This window comes from Saccharopolyspora antimicrobica (assembly GCF_003635025.1).
Taxonomy (GTDB): domain Bacteria; phylum Actinomycetota; class Actinomycetes; order Mycobacteriales; family Pseudonocardiaceae; genus Saccharopolyspora; species Saccharopolyspora antimicrobica.
On sequence record NZ_RBXX01000002.1, the window covers coordinates 2,250,572 to 2,266,219 of the forward strand.

The following is a 15,648-nucleotide window of genomic DNA, read 5'->3' on the forward strand; positions in this document are numbered from 1 at the left end:
CTGATGGGGTGGTGTCCGACGCCTCCGGGGCGGGGGCTTCCGCAGGTCGGTTCGGCGACGACGCAGCGGTTGGGCTTGGGCTCTCGTTGTCCGACGACGACGCCCGAGCGCCGGTTTCGGCCACCTCACCCCGGTTGTTCTGGGGTTCGGGCACGTGCTCCTCCTCGACGGATCGCCAGCCTGCCAGATTGCGAGCTCCCGCACTGCGGTGGGGCTCGGTGCGCTGCCGTGGTCCACACTAGACGTGGCCGCGCACCGGAGCGGGCGGCTGCATCCGACGCAAGACGAGTGAGGAACCGCGTGGACTTCGACGTCACGATCGAGATCCCCAAGGGGAACCGGAACAAGTACGAGGTGGACCACGAGACGGGGCGGATCCGCCTCGACCGCACGCTGTTCACCGCCACCCAGTACCCGGCCGACTACGGATTCATCGAGGACACCCTCGGCGAGGACGGCGACCCGTTGGACGCGCTGGTGCTGGTCCAGGAGCCGACCTTCCCGGGTTGCCTGATCAAGTCGCGCGCCATCGGCATGTTCCGGATGCGGGACGAGAAGGGCGGCGACGACAAGGTCATCTGCGTGCCCTCGGACGACCCGCGCCAGGAGCACCTCCGCGACATCCACCACCTCTCCGAGTTCTACCGGCTGGAGATCCAGCACTTCTTCGAGGTGTACAAGGACCTGGAACCGGGCAAGAGCGTGGAAGGCGCGACCTGGGTCGGCCGCACGGAGGCCGAAGAGGAGATCAAGCGCTCGTACGAGCGGCTCAAGGAGCAGGGTCACTGAAACCCGGCCCGCAAAACGAGCCCTCCCCGCTTCGCGCGAGGGAGGGCTTTGTTTTGCGCTGCGCAGGCCCAGTTGTCCACAGGCCTGGGGATAACTCACCCAGCCTGTGGACAACTCTGTGGAGTCCACCTCAGCGAGACCGCGGCACGTGTCCCAGCGGCGTGCCGTCGACCCGGCGCAGCACCACCACCGGCACCGTCGAAGCGTGCTTCCCGCTGCCCGGCGTGAAGCGCTCGCGCTCCGGGCGCCGCTGGTAGAACCAGGCCAGCTCGGTCCGCGCCCGGGCCACCGCCCGGCGCCGGAGCAGGTACCTGCGGGCTCCGGGCGCGGCGAGCACCAGCCCCACCGCGACCACTGCAATCGACCACAACATCGCGTCCCCTCCCATCGCGGAGGGGAAATGCGCGAGCAGCCGCGTCATGATGCCGCCTGGCGGCACTCCACCCGTTCGGCCCAGCGCCGCTTCACGCGTTCGGCCCAGTCGAACACCGGAATACCGGGCCATACCGGGCAAAGCGTCCTGCGCCATCCACAGTCGACGGTCGAGAACAGCGATGGCCCCCGCGGCATCGCGAGGGCCATCGAGTCTTCGTTCGGGGGCTACCGGCCTCGGCCGGTTCGATCCGCGCCCGCCGATCGGGCAGCGCTGATCTCGGGGCCGCCCTGGGCACTACGGCGTTCCGGCGCGGGCGGAGGCGCCCGGTCCCGCCGCGGTGGATCAGCTGCCGAGCTGGTTGACGCCGCCGAGCGGGCCGTGGGCGAGCAGGTCGTTGACCTTCTCCCCGGCACCGGCCGGCAGGACGTCCGGGGTCGCGCGGCCGACCGGCAGGGTCTGCGGCAGGCCGCCGGTCAGGTCGCTGACCACGCCGGTGGTGCCTTCGGCGACGCCGACGAGGTCGCCGGCGCGGCCCAGCGGGGTCGCACCGGCCACGCCGTTGACCGTCTCGCCGACCACGTTCAGGTCCTGCGCGGGCAGCGGTGCGGGCTTGGTCTGCGGAATGCCGGGCTGCAGCTGCTCCAGCGCCGGGGCGACGCCGGGCGGCAGCAGCTGCTCCGCGCCGCTGCGGCCCGCGGGCAGCGTCTGCCCGGCCGGGACGACATCGCCGACCGGCAGGCTGCCGAGGGTCTTGCCCGCGAGGTTGCCGACCACGTCGCCCTGCGTCAGCCCGGTGAGGGCGCCACCGGCGAGACCGCCGACCTGGTCGCCGCTGCGGCCGGAGAGCTGCTTGCCCAGCGGAACCACGTCGCCGACGGTCTGCTGCGCGGAGTGCAGCGTGCCCGCGGCGTGGAACGCGGTCTGCGCGAGGTTGTTGTCCGTGGGCAGTTCGGCGGGCAGCTGCGGGGTTTCGGCGTTCGCGGCGCCGGCGAAGCCAACGGCACCGGCACCGCTGACCAGTACTGCGGCCGCGGCCGTAAGGGTGCGCTTCATCGCAATGCTCCTCTCTGCACAGGCCGACTTCCTGTGTCCGCGGCGGAGATTACGGAAGGATCAACCTCCACTATTCAGCGATCACGCAAGTGGGAAATGTAAACGACGAGTGACCGAATCACCGTTCGTGGGCCCCACTTTCGAGCGACATGACGCCTATCGCGACTACTGGCCGGGCGCGTCGACCGCTGCCGACGGCAACCGCCGCACCTGCTCGGCCCGCAGCGCGTCCACGGCGTCGGCGAACTCCGCGTACGCCTCGCGCTCGCGGTCGAACCTGCGGTACCGGCCGACCCGCAGCTCCACCGCTTCGTACTCCCGCTCCAGGGAATCCGCGGTCTGCTGCAACGCCTGCGCGCGATCCCGGTACTTGGCGTACCCAGCGAACGCCGCGGCCACCGCGACCAGCAAGCTCAGCACCGCCGCCACCCAGCGAACGTCCACAACGGACATCGCGGTCGCGGTCACCACCGCGGCGACTATCGAACCGCCCACCACCACCGTCTGCAGGGCGTTGTCCTTCCACCGGTCGCGCCGGGCCTCGCCGCGGTAGCGCTCGACCAGCTCCGGGAGCTGCGCGCGGTAGCGCTTGTGCGCGACCAGCAGGTCCCCGTCGCCGAGTTCGTCCAGCAGGTGCTCGCGGTAGCCGTGCTCCAGCGCACGCAGTTCTGCCTCCACGGCGCGAACCCTAAAGTGCTGCCGGTAGACGAACTTCGCCGCCACCGCGATCGATGCGACCGCCAGCGCGAACATCACCGCGGCCGGCACCGCGATGCCCCATAACGCCAGCGCGACCACCCCGAGGACGATCAGCAGCAGGTTGCCGGGCACCGCCCAGAGCAGCAGCAACCGCTGGACCATGCGGTTGCGGTAGAGCTGCTCGGAACGCTCGGCGATCCGGCGGTCCCAGTCCGCGGGCCGGTGCTCTCCGGAGAGCACGCCGCCGCCGACGATGCCGGCTGTGTCCACTCGCTCCATCACTATCCTTCCAGCGCGTTGATGCGATCGAAGTAGCTTCCGGAGCACCACGACAATCGGCCAGGAGGGTGATGGGAGGTTCGGCCTTCCGGACCACTTCCGGCTGCGCCGGGTGATCGCCGCTGGATTCGCAGGTCGATCGCCGCGCGATACTCCGCAGTGATAACAGCGGGTGGCGCGATCTCTGGCGGCGCGACCGGCTCCGGGCCTGACACTGTGGCAGCGCCCGCCGCGCACCTCGCAACCGGGTCCGGCGGATCAGCCGAGCAATTCGGCGTCCCGCTCGGCGTAGAACCGCACCGGATCGACGGGCACGCCCGCGACGTCCAGCTGGAAGTGCAGGTGCGGTCCGGTGGATTCGCCGCGATCGCCCATCGTCGCGATCACCTCACCGGCCCGCACGGATTGCCCGACCGCCACGAATCCGGTGTCGATGTGGCCGTAGGTGGAAATGACGTCGTGCGGGTGCTCGATCCTGATCCACAGGCCGTATCCGCTCGCCGGGCCGAAATCGATGACGACTCCCGCCGAAGCGGCCCGGATCGGCGTTCCGACCTCGTTGGCCACGTCGACGCCGTGGTGCACCGATCCCCACCGCTCGCCGAAGCCGCTGCTGATCTCGCCCTCGGTCGGCGCCACCCACTCCTCGTCCGGCGCAGGCCGCGGAGCAGCGAAGTAGGCCGCGGGCACGGTGCGCGCGACGGGTGCGGTGACGGCGGCGGACAGGTCGGTGGCGACGCTGCCGATGCTGACCGCGAACAGGACGGTGAGGCCGCCGAGCGCGGTCCTCTCTCGAATTGCCATCGATTCCACTCCTCCCGCCATCCGCCGCACCGGGCGGTGGCCGGGCTGAATTGGCGCGGGCGCGCCGAATTCGGTTCGATCCGGCGCGGGGCGGCCCGGGGAGATTCCAACCGAGGCGCTCCGGGAGCGCATTCCGGAATTGGCCCGATGGCATGAGCCGGCGCGATTTCCACGACTCCCCCGGACGACTCCGGAAGTCCGCCACAAGAAAGCGCCGCGAACACCGAGAGTCCACAGTGGTCGCGATTATCGGTGAACCGCACCGGCGAGGAATCCGAAGACCGTTCCACTCCTCACGGACGGTGCCGACCGGACGCGAGGCCCCGGATTCACCCCTCCACCCCGCCGAAGCTCACCGGATCGAGCTAATCCGCACCAGCCGCTCCGGCGCACCTCACCAGTTGATCTCGCGATCGACCGGTTCCACTCGGACGAGTGACGCCACCATGCCGCTGCTACTGCGAGCGATCAAGCTCCCGCTCGAACTGCCGCAGCCGCCGGGCAGCGACCCGGTCCCCGGCCTCGGCCATCGCGCGGACCTCCGCCAACCGGCCGAACCGGAGCAGCTGCGCGATCCGCTCGGAGTGCGCGCTCCGCCCGTGCTCGGGATCGAGCTCCGCGGCCGCGAGCTCCGCGAGCCCGGCATCGACCTCACCGCGGCGGAGATGCAGCTGCGCCAGCCACAACCGAGCGCTCGCGAACTCGCCGACCTCGGCGCGCAGCTGCTCGACGCGATCGGTGCGGAACAGCAGCTCCATGAGCGTCGCGAACGCGCGATCATCGCCGCCCCGCGCCAAGGCCCGCAGATCATCGATCCGATCCCCGTCCACCATGACCTCGATCAAGCGGACGAAGGCACACCGATCGCCGTCCGCGAGAGCGAGCTCGCGCAACCGGGCCTCATCACCGGCGGCTTCGAGCTGATCCATCGCCCGCGCACAGGCGGAAGCGGCCTCGGGAGTGCCGTGAACGTCGTACCGATGAGCGGCCCCGTAGTACGACCAACCTGCCCACTGATCGGCGTCGTCGACGCAGTAGCGGCGCTGGGACACGTTCCCCCTCCCGAAGCGGTACCACCACGATACGCACGCCCGTCCACGCAGCGCCGAGCGTCGACGGCGTCGCTTGGAATCGGTGCCCGACACCAAAACTTCAGCCGAGCCAGGACGTTCCGCCTGCACAGCGGCCGTGAGCGTTTTGTGTTGCTATAGCGACACAAAACGCTCACGGCATCTGACCAGCGACGACGTGACCGATGGCAGTCGGGAGGGCGTCACTCCGCCGGTTCGATGAACTGCACGTCCAGCTGGATCTTGACGACGTCGCCCAGGATCGCCTCGCCCGCGCCGAAGCCGATGCCGAAGTCGCTGCGCCGGATCTGCCCGGTCGCCTCGAACCCGGCGTGCCTGCTGCCGTCGAAGACGTCCTCGACGCCGCCGAACTCCACGGCGAAGCTGATCTCCCGGGTCACCTCGCCGATGGTGAGCTCACCGTCGAGCGTCCACTCCTCGCCGTCACCGCGGATGCCGGTGGAGCGGAAGGACATGGTGGGGCGCTTCTCGACGTCGAGCATGTCGCCGGCGAGGACGTGCGCGTCGCGGTCGGCGTTGCCGGTGTCGATGGAGCCGAGCTCGACGGTCGCGTTGATCGCGCTGTCCGCCAGCGTCTCCCCGACGACGAGTTCGGCGTCGAACGCGGTGAACCGGCCGCGCACCTTGGACACGCCGAGGTGCCGGATCGCGAAGCCGACCGAGGAGTGGAACGTGTCGAGCGCCCAGCGGCCGGCGATGAGCGGGAGTGCGTTGGTTCGAGAGGTCATGCCGGAAACACTGCTGGTCCCGCCCGGCCCTGGGGAGACCGCGCGGAGACTGGTCCTCCCAGGGACACCCTCCGCCCGGCAGGACGCGCTAGGTTCGAGACGTGCGCGAGAACCAGTTCGGCGACTTCCTGCGGGCCCGCCGCGAAGCGGTGCAGCCCGCGGATGTGGGGTTGCCCACAGGGACGCGGCGGCGCACGCCGGGGTTGCGGCGATCCGAGCTGGCCATGCTGGCCGGGATCAGCGTCGAGTACCTGACCAGGCTCGAGCAGGGCCGCGACCGCCACCCGTCGGCGGAGGTGCTGTCCGCCCTGGTCGGAGCGCTGCAGCTGTCGGTGTCCGACCGCGAGCAGCTGTGGGTGATCCTCGGCCACAACAAGCCGACCGCGCTGTGCCCGAGCGTGGCCGAACCGCCGGTCCAGCAGGTGCGGCCGGGCGTGCGAGCGGTCCTCGACCGGCTCGAACCGAGCCCCGCGCTGGTGATCAACCGCATCGGCGACGTGCTCGCCCACACCGCCGGCTACCAGCGGCTCGCGGGCCCGCTCGGCGTCCTGGACGGCGAACCGCCGAACCTGCCGCGCTACCTGTTCACCGATCCCCGCGCCCGCGACGCGCACCCGGACTGGCCGCTGCTCGCGGACGCGCAGGCCAACCACCTCAAGCTCGGCTCCCACGAGCAGGACCCGCACTCGATGCAGCTGGTCGCGGAGCTGTCCGCGGTCGGCAGCGAGTTCACCGACCGGTTCCGCAGGTCGCCCACCCCGGCGCTGCGCTCCGGGTCGGAGCGGTGGGTGCACCCGGAGGTCGGCGAGCTGCTGCTGAACTTCGAGATCATGGACCTGGCCGACCTCGACTCCCAGCGCCTGGTCGTCTACGTGCCGGGCGACGACGTGACCTCCCTGGCCCTCGACCGCCTCAACGGCCGCCATCCCGGAGCCCTGCGCGCCGTCTGAGCAACCACGCTCGCAGAGCAAGGCGTTCAGGCTGAGTCGACGGAGACCTCCAGCACGCCGGGAACGGCGGCGAACACCTCCCGGACGCAGTCGGCGAGCTCGTCGCGGGTGTGCGAATCCGCGCGCTGCAACCACAGCTCCAGCGCGCGGTGGAACGCGGCGATCACCAGGTCCATCGCCAGCCGCGCGCGCAGGTCGACCTGGTCGGACAGGCCGAACCGCGCCCGCAGCACGTCGACCGCCTCGTTGGTGGTCCGCTCGCAGAAGTGCTTGCCGTGCGCGTCGATGGACGGCATCCCGGCGGCGATCCGCCTGCTCAGCAGCAGTCGCTGCGCCCAGTCCTCGCCGGGCATCCCGGACAGCGCGCTGAGCAGGGATTCCTGCAGCACCTCGACCAGGGACCTGCTACCTGGCTCACGCGATCCGAGGTCCGCGACGAAAGCGGTCCACATGTCCTCGACCGGGGCCAGCGCCACGTCCTCCTTGCCGCCGAAGTAGCGGAAGAACGTGGTCTTCGAGACCTCGACCGCCTCGCACAGCTCGTCGAGCGTGGTGCCGTCGAAGCCCTGCTCGGTGAACTTCGCCAGCGCGGTGTCGATCAACGCCTGCCGGGTGCGCTGCTTCTTGCGCTCGCGGAGCGAGGCGGGTGGTGAGGTGCTCATCACAAACAGTTTACCGCACACCAAACGTGACTCATAGACTTTCGGCACTCAGTAACACTTTGTCTCCGGAGGTCCCCATGCGCGCACTCCTCGTCGACCGCTCCACGCCCAGCGGTCTCCGCCTCGGCGAAGCCCCCGTGCCCGAGCCCGCACCGAACCAAGCCCTGGTCAGGGTGGTCGCGACCTCCCTCAACTACGGCGAGGTCAAGGTGGGCATCGAGCGCGCGCCCGAGGGGACTGTGCTCGGCTGGGACGCGGCCGGGGTGATCGAGCGCCCCGCCGCCGACGGCTCCGGCCCGGCCGCAGGCACCCTGGTCGTCACGCTCGCCGCGGATGGCGGCTGGGCCGAGTACCGCGCCGTGGACACGGATCTGATCGGCATCGTGCCGCCGGAAGCCGACCTCGGCGCCATCAGCACCATTCCGGTGGCGGCCGCCACCGCACTGCGCGCGCTGCACCGCGTCGGCCCGATCCTCGGCAGGAAGCTGCTGATCACCGGCGCCACCGGCGGAACGGGCCGCTACGCCGTGCAGCTCGCCAAGATGGGCGGCGCGCACATCACCGCGTCGACCGGCAACCCGGCCGCGCACGCAGCGGGCCTGCGCGCGCTCGGTGCCCACGAAGTCGTTTCCGAACCGTCGGAATCCGGCATCGTGGACGGCGTGCTCGACATGGTCGGCGGCCCCCAGCTGGTCGCGGCCCACGACCGGCTCGCGGAGAACGGCACGCTGGTCGCGATCGGGCACTCCGCGGGCCAGGCCGAGCACTTCCCGCACGGCGCCATGTACGGCGACTGGGGCAGGTACAACCGCTCGATCGTCACGTTCTTCCTGCTCAGCCACCGGAACCTCGCCCCGGACCTGACCTGGCTGGCCGAGCGCGTCGCGGCGGGCGAGCTCGACCCGCAGGTCTCGTGGCGCGGCACCTGGGACCGAGCCGAGGAAGCCGTCGGCGCCCTGCTCGGCCGGACCCTGCACGGCAAGGCGGTCCTGGAGATCGCCTGATCGTCCCGTCCGGGCGAATCATCCAGTGCCGAAACGGTTTTCGCACCACCTGGGACTTCCCGCAGGTTGTGGGCATGGCCAGGAAGACCGTGGTGATCGGCGGCGGAATCGGCGGATCGTCGATCGCGGCGCTGCTGCCCGATGACGTCTCGGTGACGGTGCTGGACCGAGGGCCGGTCGGCCGGCTGGCGGGTTCGACCGGCCTGGCACCCGGTTTCGCGGGATTGCTCAACGAGATCCCGGTGCTGACCGAACTGGCGCGCGCGAGCGCCGAGCTCTACGACGACCTGGAGCTGAACGGCACGCGGGGCTTCGAACGGATCGACGCCAGCCTCTGACCATCCGAGAACAGCCTCCCGTGCCTGGTCAGAGCCCGTGAGTGCTTTGTGTCGCTATAGCCACACAAAACACTCACGGGCCTGAAACGGGAGGTCAGCGGCTGCTGGCGTCGCTACATCGGAATCAGCCGGTGGCGGCCGGTGTACTCCTCTTGCTCCGGTGGCCAGGTGATGGGTTCTGGTGGTTGGTGGAGCGGCGTTTCGGGATGGCGGGTCTCGGCGGCTATCGCGTCGACGAGTTGCCACACCATCACCGTTCCCGGGCCGGCGTGCGCGTGCTGACCGTTTCCGCTGCGCAGCGGGAGCAGGGCGGTGATCGCGGCCAGGACTGCAATCACGCTGAGGGCAGCGAGGGCGTTGGCGGGTGTTTGCATCAGGGCGAGAACCGTTGTCATCACTGCGCACCTGCCTCGTTCGCGACTTCTGCTGCGTCGCGGCGGCTTCGGGCCTCGTCCCAGCACGGGCCGCAGGTCGGGGCGAGCCAGTCGAGGTCGGTCGGTTTGACGATGCTCACCGTTGTGCCGCACAGGGTTTCCCGCTCCTGACCGGGATACGGCGGCTCGGTCGGCAACAACCCGTGCCGCACACCGTCGACCGGTCGCCAGTACGCGACCAAACCCGCCGACTGGAACATGTCGTGCATCGCTTCTCCTAGCTGCCGAAGGGAAAGCGGTGGCCCCGGCTGTCGGGGAGGGGGCAAGCACCGGAGCCACCGCCAGGCGGTGACCGACCGTGCTGATATCGTCACCGACAGCAGCAACGCTAGAAGTTCCTGGGATATTTATCTAGCTCAATCAACCTGACGAGTGATCGACACAGGGAGATCAGACATGGCGCCAAGCTCCCCGACCGTCGCCAACTGGGCACTTGGCCTGCGACTGCGCGAAAAGCGAGAGGACGTCGGACTCACCGGCGGCGAGGCCGCGAAGCAGATCGGCATCGCCGGCGCCTACCTGTCAGAAGTCGAACACGGCAAGAAGAACCTGGCAGCGGACCGACTCGATGCCCTGATCGAGGTCTACGGCTTCAACGATGACGAAGCGGAAGAGCTGCGCAAGTTCCGCGAGCAGGCAACCGAACGCGGCTGGTGGACCAAGTACTCGACGCTGTTCACCAACCCGGACCTGATCCGCGTCTTCGGCTTGGAGCATGGTGCTGAGCGCATCCACTCCTACGCTTGCAACATCGTCGCAGGAATGCTCCAGACCGAGGAGTACGCACGGGCGATCATCGAGTCCGGCAGTCCCAATCTGCGCCTCGCCGAGACGGACAGGCGGTTGCGCTGCCGCCTGTTCCGACAGCGTCGTCTGACAGACGACGACCCGGTGCGATTCTGCTCGATCATGAGCGAAGCAGTGATCCGACAGCAGGTCGGCGGCAAGCGCGTCTTCAAAGGGCAACTTGAGCACTTGGCGACACTCATCGACGAGCGTCCCGAGACGATCGAGGTGCGAATCGTCCCGTTCGAAGCTGCCGCGCATGACGCGTTGGGTGGTTCTGCGTTCATCCTGCTCGGGTTCCCCGACGAAGAACTACCCAGCGTGCTCTGGCAAGAATCGATCACATCAAACCTGCTCACCTCAGACCCCACAACGATCCGCGAGTACTCCATCGCGCTCGCAGGCGCGACATCAGCGTCGCTCAGCCGAGAGGAATCGTTCGAGCTGATCAGAAAGACTTCCAGCAAGTTGTGAACCCGGTTTACAGTTGGAACATGAGTTCTTCCCGAACATTGGACCACTTATCTGAAGCTCACTGGCGGAAGTCAAGACACAGCATGGACAACGCCCACTGCGTCGAAGTCGCAGTGACGGCCGGTGCGGTCGGTGTGCGCGACACCAAGGACCGCAACGGCGGCACACTCGTCTTCTCCCCCGAGCAGTGGACGTCGTTCACCACCCGACTCCAGCAAAGCTGACTGGAGCGAGCATGAGCGCTTGCCATGCTTCCAGCCACTTCCCCGATGTTCGCTGGCAGAAGTCGAGTCACAGCGCTAGCAACGCCCACTGCGTCGAGGTGGCACTGACGGCAGGTGCCGTCGGCGTGCGCGACACCAAGGACCGCAACGGCGGCACGCTCATGTTCTCGCCCGAGCAGTGGGCGGCGTTCACCTCCCGCCTGCAGCAGGGCTGAGGCACGCGGTCCTCACCTGCTAGAACGGGTTCGTCAAACCCCGACTGTTCCGTCGGTGGCTTCTCGGATGAGGTCTGCGTGGCCGTTGTGGCGGGCGTATTCGTGGATCATGTGGAGCATCACCGCTCGCAGTGACACATCTGCTTTCCAGCGGGCGCTGTGCACCGTCACGTCCAGGGATTCCGCCGCCTGCTCGATGCGGCGGGCGTGTTCCACCTCTGCCTGCCAGGCCTTGAACGCTTCGTCGCGGTCGGCGTCGGTCGCGTCGTACGCCTTCTGGAAGTCGCCGGCGTTCGACCAGACCAGCGGGAGGTCGTGCTCTCCGTTGATCGTCCGGCGGAACCACGCTCGCTCCACCTCCGCCATGTGCCGGACCAGGCCGAGCAGCGTCAGGGACGACGTCGGCACCGACTGGCGGCGGAGGTCGTCGTCGGCGAGGCCCGTGCACTTCATCGCCAGCGTGGCGCGGTGGAAGTCCAGGTGCGCTCGCAGCATCTCGCGCTCCGAACCGTTGGTCGGCGGGCTGATCCTCTCCACAGCACTCCTTCGGTGTTGCCGCGATCCGGCCGCGGTGATGGGTTCCACCCTACGACCGGATGTTGCACCGGCTCTCCGACAACCGGCAGGCCGTGCGCAACGACGTTCGGACACCGTTGCGCACGACGAGCCCGGCTAAGCCGCGGCGAGCACTGCGCGGAGGCTGGCCGCGGTGGTGGACACGTCGATGCCCACCGACCAGGCCGTTCCGGAGTTCGTCCGGTACTCCAGGTAGGTCGCCGCGCGCGCTGAGCGGCCCGGCTCGATCGACTGCTGGATCAGGTTGACGATCTCCACCTCCCGGCCGTGCTGCGCCAGCATCAGCACCAGGGCGGACACCGCTCCTTCCGCCGTCACCTCGTGCGTCGTGGTCTCGCCGTTCGTGCGCAGCGTCGCGGTGAGGCGGTCACCGGACGGCACGTGCTCGACCGACCAGCCGACCAGCTCCACCGCCGGTTCGGGGTGTTCCAGGTAGGCCGCGGAGAACAGCTTCCACAGCGTGTCCGCGTCGACTTCGGTGCCGGTCTCGTCGGTGTGCCGCTGGACGACGCGGGCGAACTCGGCCTGCAATCCGCGCGGCAGCTCCAGGCCGTGCTCGGTCCGCATCAGGTAGGCGATGCCGCCCTTGCCCGACTGGCTGTTGACCCGGATCACCGCCTCGTAGTCCCGGCCGACGTCGTGCGGATCGATCGGCAGGTACGGAACTTCCCACCGGGCCTGGGATTCCGGGACACCGGCTTCCTTCGCCCGCACCGCGTGCCGCTGGAAGCCCTTGCGGATCGCGTCCTGGTGCGTGCCGGAGAAGGCCGTGTAGACGTACTCGCCCGCGTACGGGTGCCGCTCGTGGACGCCGATCCGGTTGCAGTGCACGACGGTGTCGCGGATCGCGTCGATGTCCGAGAAGTCGATCATCGGATCGACGCCCTGCGAGTACAGGTTCAGCGCGAGCGTCACCAGGTCGACGTTCCCGGTCCGCTCCCCGTTGCCGAACAGGCAGCCCTCGACGCGTTGCGCGCCCGCGAGCACGGCCAGCTCGGCGCAGGCCACGCCGGTCCCCCGGTCGTTGTGCGGGTGCACCGAGAGGATCACGTCCTCGCGGCGGTCGAGGTTCTTGCTCGCGTGCTCGATCTGGTCCGCGTAGACGTTCGGCGTCGCCACCTCGACCGTTGCGGGCAGGTTGATGATGACCGGCCGGTCGGGGCAGGCGTCCCACAGGTCGATCATCGTGTTGCAGACCTCGAGCGCGAAGTCCGGCTCGGTCAGGTTGAAGACCTCGGGCGAGAACTCGTACCTGATGCCGGGCCGGTCCGCGCCGCAGCGGAGCACGTCCGCACCGGCGCGGCGGATCAGCTCGCGCAGCTCGTCCCGTTCGGCGCGGAGCACGGCGTCGCGCCACAGCGGCGCGGTCGGGGTGTACATGTGCACGACCACGCGGTCCAGGCCGGCGATCGATTCGAAGGTGCGCTCGATGAGGTCCCGCCGGGCCGGGGTGAACACCACGACGGTGACGTCCTCGGGCACCAGCCGGGATTCGGCCAGCAAGCGGACGAAGTCGAAGTCGGTCTGCGATGCCGACGGGTAGCCGACCTCGATCTCCTTGTAGCCGATGGAGACCATCAGCTCGAAGAAGCGGCGCTTGCGCGCCGGGTCCATCGGTTCGGCCAGGGCCTGGTTGCCGTCGCGCAGGTCGACGGGCACCCACAGCGGGGCCTGCGTGATCCGGTTCCGCGGCCACTCCCGGTCGATCTCGGGGACCGGTACGCGGTCGAAGGCGCTCCGGTAGCGGTGGTGGGGCATTCCTGATGGGCGCTGCGGATTCCAGTGGTGGGAGGTCATCTCGTCTTCCGTGTTCGTCGGACGGGTCGCCACCGGCGCACGACTTCACCCCGCAGCAGGGGGCGCCGATGCGATCAACCCCTGCTGCGGCGGATAAGGCCGCGAGCTCCCAACCACATGATCGGCAACGTACAATAGATCAGGTCCTCAGACAACCCGATAACCCTGGAGGCAGTCGTGTCGCTGCGCCGCTACCCGCTGTCGGAGCAGGCCACCGAGGCGATGTTGCAGCGCATCGCCGGCGGCGACTGGCCGGTGGGCGGGAAGATCCCCAGCGAGACGGCGCTGGCCGCGGAGTTCGGCGTGGGGCGCTCGACGGTCCGCGAGGCGGTGCGCGAGCTCGCGGGCCGCGGTGTGCTCGAACCGCGGCACGGCTCGGGCGTGTACGTGATCCGCACCGAAGCGGTCGAGGACTGGCCGACCACGGTCCGCAAGGCGGTGATCTCGGAGGTCGTGGAGGGACGCATCGCGGTGGAGGTGGAAGCGGCCCGGCTGGCCGCGACCAAGCGCACCGCCGACGACCTGGCCGCGATCGAGCGGGCCATCGCACGGCGCTCGGAACTCCAGGACGGCACGGCGGAGGAGTTCGTCGACGCGGACATCGCGTTCCACCGCGCGGTGGTCGACGCCGCGCACAACACGATCATCACGGGCTTGTTCGACTCGCTGACCGAGCGGGTCCGCGAAGCGATGCTGGACATGCTGGCCCTGCTGCCGGAACCACGGCCGGTGGACCACGCCGAGCACCGCGAGATCGTCGCCGCCATCACCGGCGGCGACCCCGAACAAGCGGCCCGAACCGCCCGAGCGCACCTCGAGCAACTGCTCGCCCACGTCGCGCCCTCGCGACCGTGAGTGCTCGAACTCCGTTGCGCACGCGCACTTTCCGGCTACGGTGACCGGATGATCCTCCGCCACGTGACCATCGACTGCGCCGATCCGTACCGGCTCGCCTCGTTCTGGAGCGAGGTCACCGGCTGGCCGCTCTCCGAGGACGACCACCCGGGCGACCCCGAAGTGCTGGTGGTGGCGCCGGAACCGCAGCCGGGCATGCTGTTCATCCGGGTTCCCGAGGGCAAGCAGGTCAAGAACCGCATCCACTTCGACTGGATGCCCACCGAGCGCAGCCGGGACGAGGAGGTGGAGCGCATCCTCGCCCTCGGCGCGACTCCGCACGAGGACCACCGGAGGCCGGACGGGCTGGGCTGGGTCACCCTGCTTGACCCGGAGGGCAACGAGTTCTGCGTGGAGCGCAGCGCCGCCGAGCGCAACGCCTGAACGCGCCCCCGTTCAGAATCCGCGCGTTCCCGTCTTCACCGGGTGCCCTCGACCAGTGCGGCCAGCTGGGTCGCGACCGTGCCCCAGCCGTCGGCGAAGCCGAGTTCTTCGTGCTGGGCGCGGGATTCCGGGTCGCCGTGGCGGACGACGATCCGGTAGTCCGTGCCATCCGGGTGCTCGCCGAACGTGATCGTGGCGGTCATCGCGATCGGTGCCGGGTTCGCCGGGCGCCACGAGCTGTCGACCGCGTTGGTGAACACGATCCGCTCCAGCGCGTCGACGGCGAGGAAGCACGCGTCCAGGTGCGGGACGAACTCCTCGCCGTCCTCGCTCATCCGCGTCACGAACGCACCACCGGGCCGGACGTCGAGGCGGTCCACCTGGCAGCGCATCGGCGCCGGGATCCACCACTGCGCGAGCCGGGCCGGGTCGGTCCACGCGTTCCACACGGTCGCGCGCGGGGCGCGGATGATCCGCTCCAGGCCGAGGTCGAGGTCGGGATTCACGAGTTGTCCTCCCCCGTGACGAACTGTTCGAGGCGGTCGGTGCGCTCTTCCCAGATGCGGCGCTGCTCGGCGAGCCAGTCGTCGACGACGGCGAGCCGCTCGCGCCTGAGCACGCAGGTGCGCACCCGACCGGACTTGACCGTGCGGATGAGCCCGTTCGATTCGAGCGTCCGCACGTGCTTCATGAACGACGGCAGGGTCATCGGGAACTCGCTCGCGAGGTCACCGACGCTCATCGGCCCGCGCCCGAGGCGCCGCACGACGGCGCGCCGGGTCGGGTCGGCGAGCGCGACGAACACGCCGTCCAGCTGAGCCGAATACTGTGCCATGAGGCTAAGTATTGCCCGGCCCCGACACTTAGCGCAAGGGCTAAGTGTTGAGGCGGTATTTCTGCCGACGTGCCGCGCCCGCCGGTGCTGTCAGCCTGTTCGCGGCAGCACCGCAACGGGAACGAGCCGCTGCGGCTGACCGACCGCCTGGAACCCGTCGAACGGCGGGTGCATCTGCCGCTGACCGGGAGCCGGTGTTCAGCACCGGCCCGGTCCGAGCCGTCACCAACGGCTAGCGGCGCGGAGCTCCGGCCCG

At 69.5% G+C, this 15,648-nt stretch carries 22 protein-coding genes; 9 read left to right on the forward strand and 13 right to left on the reverse strand.

Annotation, left to right across the window (positions count from 1 at the left end):
* The first annotated feature begins 300 nt into the window (after window positions 1–300).
* Complete coding sequence (locus ATL45_RS10955) at window positions 301–789, forward strand: inorganic diphosphatase (RefSeq protein ID WP_093156441.1); 489 nt, start codon at window positions 301–303, stop codon at window positions 787–789.
* 130 nt (window positions 790–919) lie between these two features.
* On the opposite strand, the gene ATL45_RS10960 is transcribed toward ATL45_RS10955, so the two are convergent.
* The 6 genes from ATL45_RS10960 to ATL45_RS10985 form a co-directional block, all read right to left on the reverse strand.
* The gene (locus ATL45_RS10960; protein ID WP_143121715.1) at window positions 920–1,162 is read right to left on the reverse strand and encodes a hypothetical protein; all 243 of its coding nucleotides are present in this window, start codon (window positions 1,160–1,162) and stop codon (window positions 920–922) included.
* Between the two features lie 345 nt (window positions 1,163–1,507).
* A complete protein-coding gene (locus ATL45_RS39315; protein WP_177242036.1) occupies window positions 1,508–2,218 on the reverse strand; it encodes a hypothetical protein in 711 nt (236 codons plus the stop codon).
* Window positions 2,219–2,383: 165 nt separating this feature from the next.
* Window positions 2,384–3,196 carry a DUF4231 domain-containing protein gene (locus tag ATL45_RS10970; protein WP_093156438.1) on the reverse strand — a complete coding sequence of 271 codons (813 nt, stop codon included), beginning with the start codon at window positions 3,194–3,196 and terminating at the stop codon, window positions 2,384–2,386.
* 258 nt (window positions 3,197–3,454) lie between these two features.
* On the reverse strand, window positions 3,455–4,000 hold the full coding sequence (locus tag ATL45_RS10975; RefSeq protein WP_170210213.1) for a M23 family metallopeptidase: 546 nt from the start codon (window positions 3,998–4,000) through the stop codon (window positions 3,455–3,457).
* Between the two features lie 455 nt (window positions 4,001–4,455).
* Window positions 4,456–5,052 (reverse strand): hypothetical protein, encoded by a 597-nt coding sequence (locus ATL45_RS10980; RefSeq protein WP_143121714.1) that lies wholly within the window; start codon window positions 5,050–5,052, stop codon window positions 4,456–4,458.
* Window positions 5,053–5,273: 221 nt separating this feature from the next.
* Window positions 5,274–5,819, reverse strand: coding sequence for a YceI family protein (locus ATL45_RS10985; protein WP_093156434.1), 546 nt, complete (start codon window positions 5,817–5,819; stop codon window positions 5,274–5,276).
* A gap of 101 nt (window positions 5,820–5,920) precedes the next feature.
* Here ATL45_RS10985 and ATL45_RS10990 point away from each other — a divergent pair, with 101 nt between their 5' ends.
* Complete coding sequence (locus ATL45_RS10990) at window positions 5,921–6,769, forward strand: helix-turn-helix domain-containing protein (RefSeq protein WP_093156432.1); 849 nt, start codon at window positions 5,921–5,923, stop codon at window positions 6,767–6,769.
* A gap of 26 nt (window positions 6,770–6,795) precedes the next feature.
* Here ATL45_RS10990 and ATL45_RS10995 read toward each other — a convergent pair whose 3' ends face one another.
* The gene (locus ATL45_RS10995) at window positions 6,796–7,431 is read right to left on the reverse strand and encodes a TetR/AcrR family transcriptional regulator (protein WP_093156431.1); all 636 of its coding nucleotides are present in this window, start codon (window positions 7,429–7,431) and stop codon (window positions 6,796–6,798) included.
* A gap of 77 nt (window positions 7,432–7,508) precedes the next feature.
* Between ATL45_RS10995 and ATL45_RS11000 the strand changes: the two genes are divergently transcribed.
* A complete protein-coding gene (locus ATL45_RS11000) occupies window positions 7,509–8,435 on the forward strand; it encodes a zinc-binding dehydrogenase (protein WP_093156429.1) in 927 nt (308 codons plus the stop codon).
* 74 nt (window positions 8,436–8,509) lie between these two features.
* Window positions 8,510–8,773: an FAD-dependent oxidoreductase gene (locus ATL45_RS11005; RefSeq protein WP_093156428.1), complete on the forward strand. Its 264-nt coding sequence runs from the start codon at window positions 8,510–8,512 to the stop codon at window positions 8,771–8,773.
* 113 nt (window positions 8,774–8,886) lie between these two features.
* On the opposite strand, the gene ATL45_RS11010 is transcribed toward ATL45_RS11005, so the two are convergent.
* Together ATL45_RS11010 and ATL45_RS11015 are read right to left on the reverse strand one after the other, a co-directional pair.
* A complete protein-coding gene (locus tag ATL45_RS11010) occupies window positions 8,887–9,168 on the reverse strand; it encodes a hypothetical protein (RefSeq protein WP_121505320.1) in 282 nt (93 codons plus the stop codon).
* Window positions 9,168–9,416, reverse strand: a complete 249-nt coding sequence (locus ATL45_RS11015) for an HC3 family zinc finger protein (RefSeq protein WP_093156424.1) — start codon at window positions 9,414–9,416, stop codon at window positions 9,168–9,170. The genes ATL45_RS11010 and ATL45_RS11015 overlap by 1 nt, the downstream gene beginning before the upstream one ends.
* Window positions 9,417–9,603: 187 nt before the next feature.
* On the opposite strand from ATL45_RS11015, the gene ATL45_RS11020 reads away from it, so the two are divergent.
* The 3 genes from ATL45_RS11020 to ATL45_RS11030 are packed head-to-tail and all read left to right on the forward strand — an operon-like array spanning window position 9,604 to window position 10,906.
* The gene (locus ATL45_RS11020) at window positions 9,604–10,467 is read left to right on the forward strand and encodes a helix-turn-helix domain-containing protein (protein WP_093156423.1); all 864 of its coding nucleotides are present in this window, start codon (window positions 9,604–9,606) and stop codon (window positions 10,465–10,467) included.
* Between the two features lie 20 nt (window positions 10,468–10,487).
* Entirely contained in the window at window positions 10,488–10,691 is a 204-nt protein-coding gene (locus tag ATL45_RS11025) for a DUF397 domain-containing protein (RefSeq protein WP_093156421.1), read from the forward strand.
* An 11-nt stretch (window positions 10,692–10,702) separates the two neighbouring features.
* Window positions 10,703–10,906: a DUF397 domain-containing protein gene (locus ATL45_RS11030; RefSeq protein ID WP_093156420.1), complete on the forward strand. Its 204-nt coding sequence runs from the start codon at window positions 10,703–10,705 to the stop codon at window positions 10,904–10,906.
* Window positions 10,907–10,939: 33 nt separating this feature from the next.
* Here the strand turns inward: ATL45_RS11030 and ATL45_RS11035 are convergent, their stop codons facing one another.
* A complete protein-coding gene (locus ATL45_RS11035) occupies window positions 10,940–11,401 on the reverse strand; it encodes a DinB family protein (RefSeq protein ID WP_093156600.1) in 462 nt (153 codons plus the stop codon).
* A gap of 177 nt (window positions 11,402–11,578) precedes the next feature.
* Complete coding sequence (locus tag ATL45_RS11040; RefSeq protein ID WP_246025273.1) at window positions 11,579–13,279, reverse strand: 2-isopropylmalate synthase; 1,701 nt, start codon at window positions 13,277–13,279, stop codon at window positions 11,579–11,581.
* A 177-nt stretch (window positions 13,280–13,456) separates the two neighbouring features.
* Between ATL45_RS11040 and ATL45_RS11045 the strand changes: the two genes are divergently transcribed.
* Both ATL45_RS11045 and ATL45_RS38370 read left to right on the forward strand, forming a co-directional pair.
* On the forward strand, window positions 13,457–14,134 hold the full coding sequence (locus ATL45_RS11045) for a FadR/GntR family transcriptional regulator (RefSeq protein ID WP_246025274.1): 678 nt from the start codon (window positions 13,457–13,459) through the stop codon (window positions 14,132–14,134).
* A gap of 48 nt (window positions 14,135–14,182) precedes the next feature.
* Entirely contained in the window at window positions 14,183–14,557 is a 375-nt protein-coding gene (locus ATL45_RS38370; protein WP_093156416.1) for a VOC family protein, read from the forward strand.
* A 35-nt stretch (window positions 14,558–14,592) separates the two neighbouring features.
* On the opposite strand, the gene ATL45_RS11055 is transcribed toward ATL45_RS38370, so the two are convergent.
* Together ATL45_RS11055 and ATL45_RS11060 are read right to left on the reverse strand one after the other, a co-directional pair.
* Window positions 14,593–15,063, reverse strand: coding sequence for an SRPBCC family protein (locus ATL45_RS11055; RefSeq protein ID WP_093156415.1), 471 nt, complete (start codon window positions 15,061–15,063; stop codon window positions 14,593–14,595).
* Window positions 15,060–15,392, reverse strand: a complete 333-nt coding sequence (locus ATL45_RS11060) for an ArsR/SmtB family transcription factor (protein ID WP_093156413.1) — start codon at window positions 15,390–15,392, stop codon at window positions 15,060–15,062. Before ATL45_RS11060 ends, ATL45_RS11055 begins: the two co-directional genes overlap by 4 nt.
* Between the last annotated feature and the right edge of the window lie 256 nt (window positions 15,393–15,648).

Excerpts from the sequence above, each read along its gene's own strand:
- ATL45_RS10960 (WP_143121715.1), bottom strand. The coding sequence starts at position 1,162 with ATGTTGTGGTCGATTGCAGTGGTCGCGGTGGGGCTGGTGCTCGCCGCG.
- ATL45_RS39315 (WP_177242036.1), bottom strand. The coding sequence starts at position 2,218 with ATGAAGCGCACCCTTACGGCCGCGGCCGCAGTACTGGTCAGCGGTGCC.
- ATL45_RS10970 (WP_093156438.1), bottom strand. The coding sequence starts at position 3,196 with ATGGAGCGAGTGGACACAGCCGGCATCGTCGGCGGCGGCGTGCTCTCC.
- ATL45_RS10975 (WP_170210213.1), bottom strand. The coding sequence starts at position 4,000 with ATGGCAATTCGAGAGAGGACCGCGCTCGGCGGCCTCACCGTCCTGTTC.
- ATL45_RS10985 (WP_093156434.1), bottom strand. The coding sequence starts at position 5,819 with ATGACCTCTCGAACCAACGCACTCCCGCTCATCGCCGGCCGCTGGGCG.
- ATL45_RS10995 (WP_093156431.1), bottom strand. The coding sequence starts at position 7,431 with ATGAGCACCTCACCACCCGCCTCGCTCCGCGAGCGCAAGAAGCAGCGC.
- ATL45_RS11000 (WP_093156429.1), top strand. The coding sequence starts at position 7,509 with ATGCGCGCACTCCTCGTCGACCGCTCCACGCCCAGCGGTCTCCGCCTC.
- ATL45_RS11005 (WP_093156428.1), top strand. The coding sequence starts at position 8,510 with ATGGCCAGGAAGACCGTGGTGATCGGCGGCGGAATCGGCGGATCGTCG.
- ATL45_RS11010 (WP_121505320.1), bottom strand. The coding sequence starts at position 9,168 with ATGACAACGGTTCTCGCCCTGATGCAAACACCCGCCAACGCCCTCGCT.
- ATL45_RS11015 (WP_093156424.1), bottom strand. The coding sequence starts at position 9,416 with ATGCACGACATGTTCCAGTCGGCGGGTTTGGTCGCGTACTGGCGACCG.
- ATL45_RS11020 (WP_093156423.1), top strand. The coding sequence starts at position 9,604 with ATGGCGCCAAGCTCCCCGACCGTCGCCAACTGGGCACTTGGCCTGCGA.
- ATL45_RS11025 (WP_093156421.1), top strand. The coding sequence starts at position 10,488 with ATGAGTTCTTCCCGAACATTGGACCACTTATCTGAAGCTCACTGGCGG.
- ATL45_RS11030 (WP_093156420.1), top strand. The coding sequence starts at position 10,703 with ATGAGCGCTTGCCATGCTTCCAGCCACTTCCCCGATGTTCGCTGGCAG.
- ATL45_RS11035 (WP_093156600.1), bottom strand. The coding sequence starts at position 11,401 with ATGCTGCGAGCGCACCTGGACTTCCACCGCGCCACGCTGGCGATGAAG.
- ATL45_RS11040 (WP_246025273.1), bottom strand. The coding sequence starts at position 13,279 with ATGACCTCCCACCACTGGAATCCGCAGCGCCCATCAGGAATGCCCCAC.
- ATL45_RS38370 (WP_093156416.1), top strand. The coding sequence starts at position 14,183 with ATGATCCTCCGCCACGTGACCATCGACTGCGCCGATCCGTACCGGCTC.
- ATL45_RS11060 (WP_093156413.1), bottom strand. The coding sequence starts at position 15,392 with ATGGCACAGTATTCGGCTCAGCTGGACGGCGTGTTCGTCGCGCTCGCC.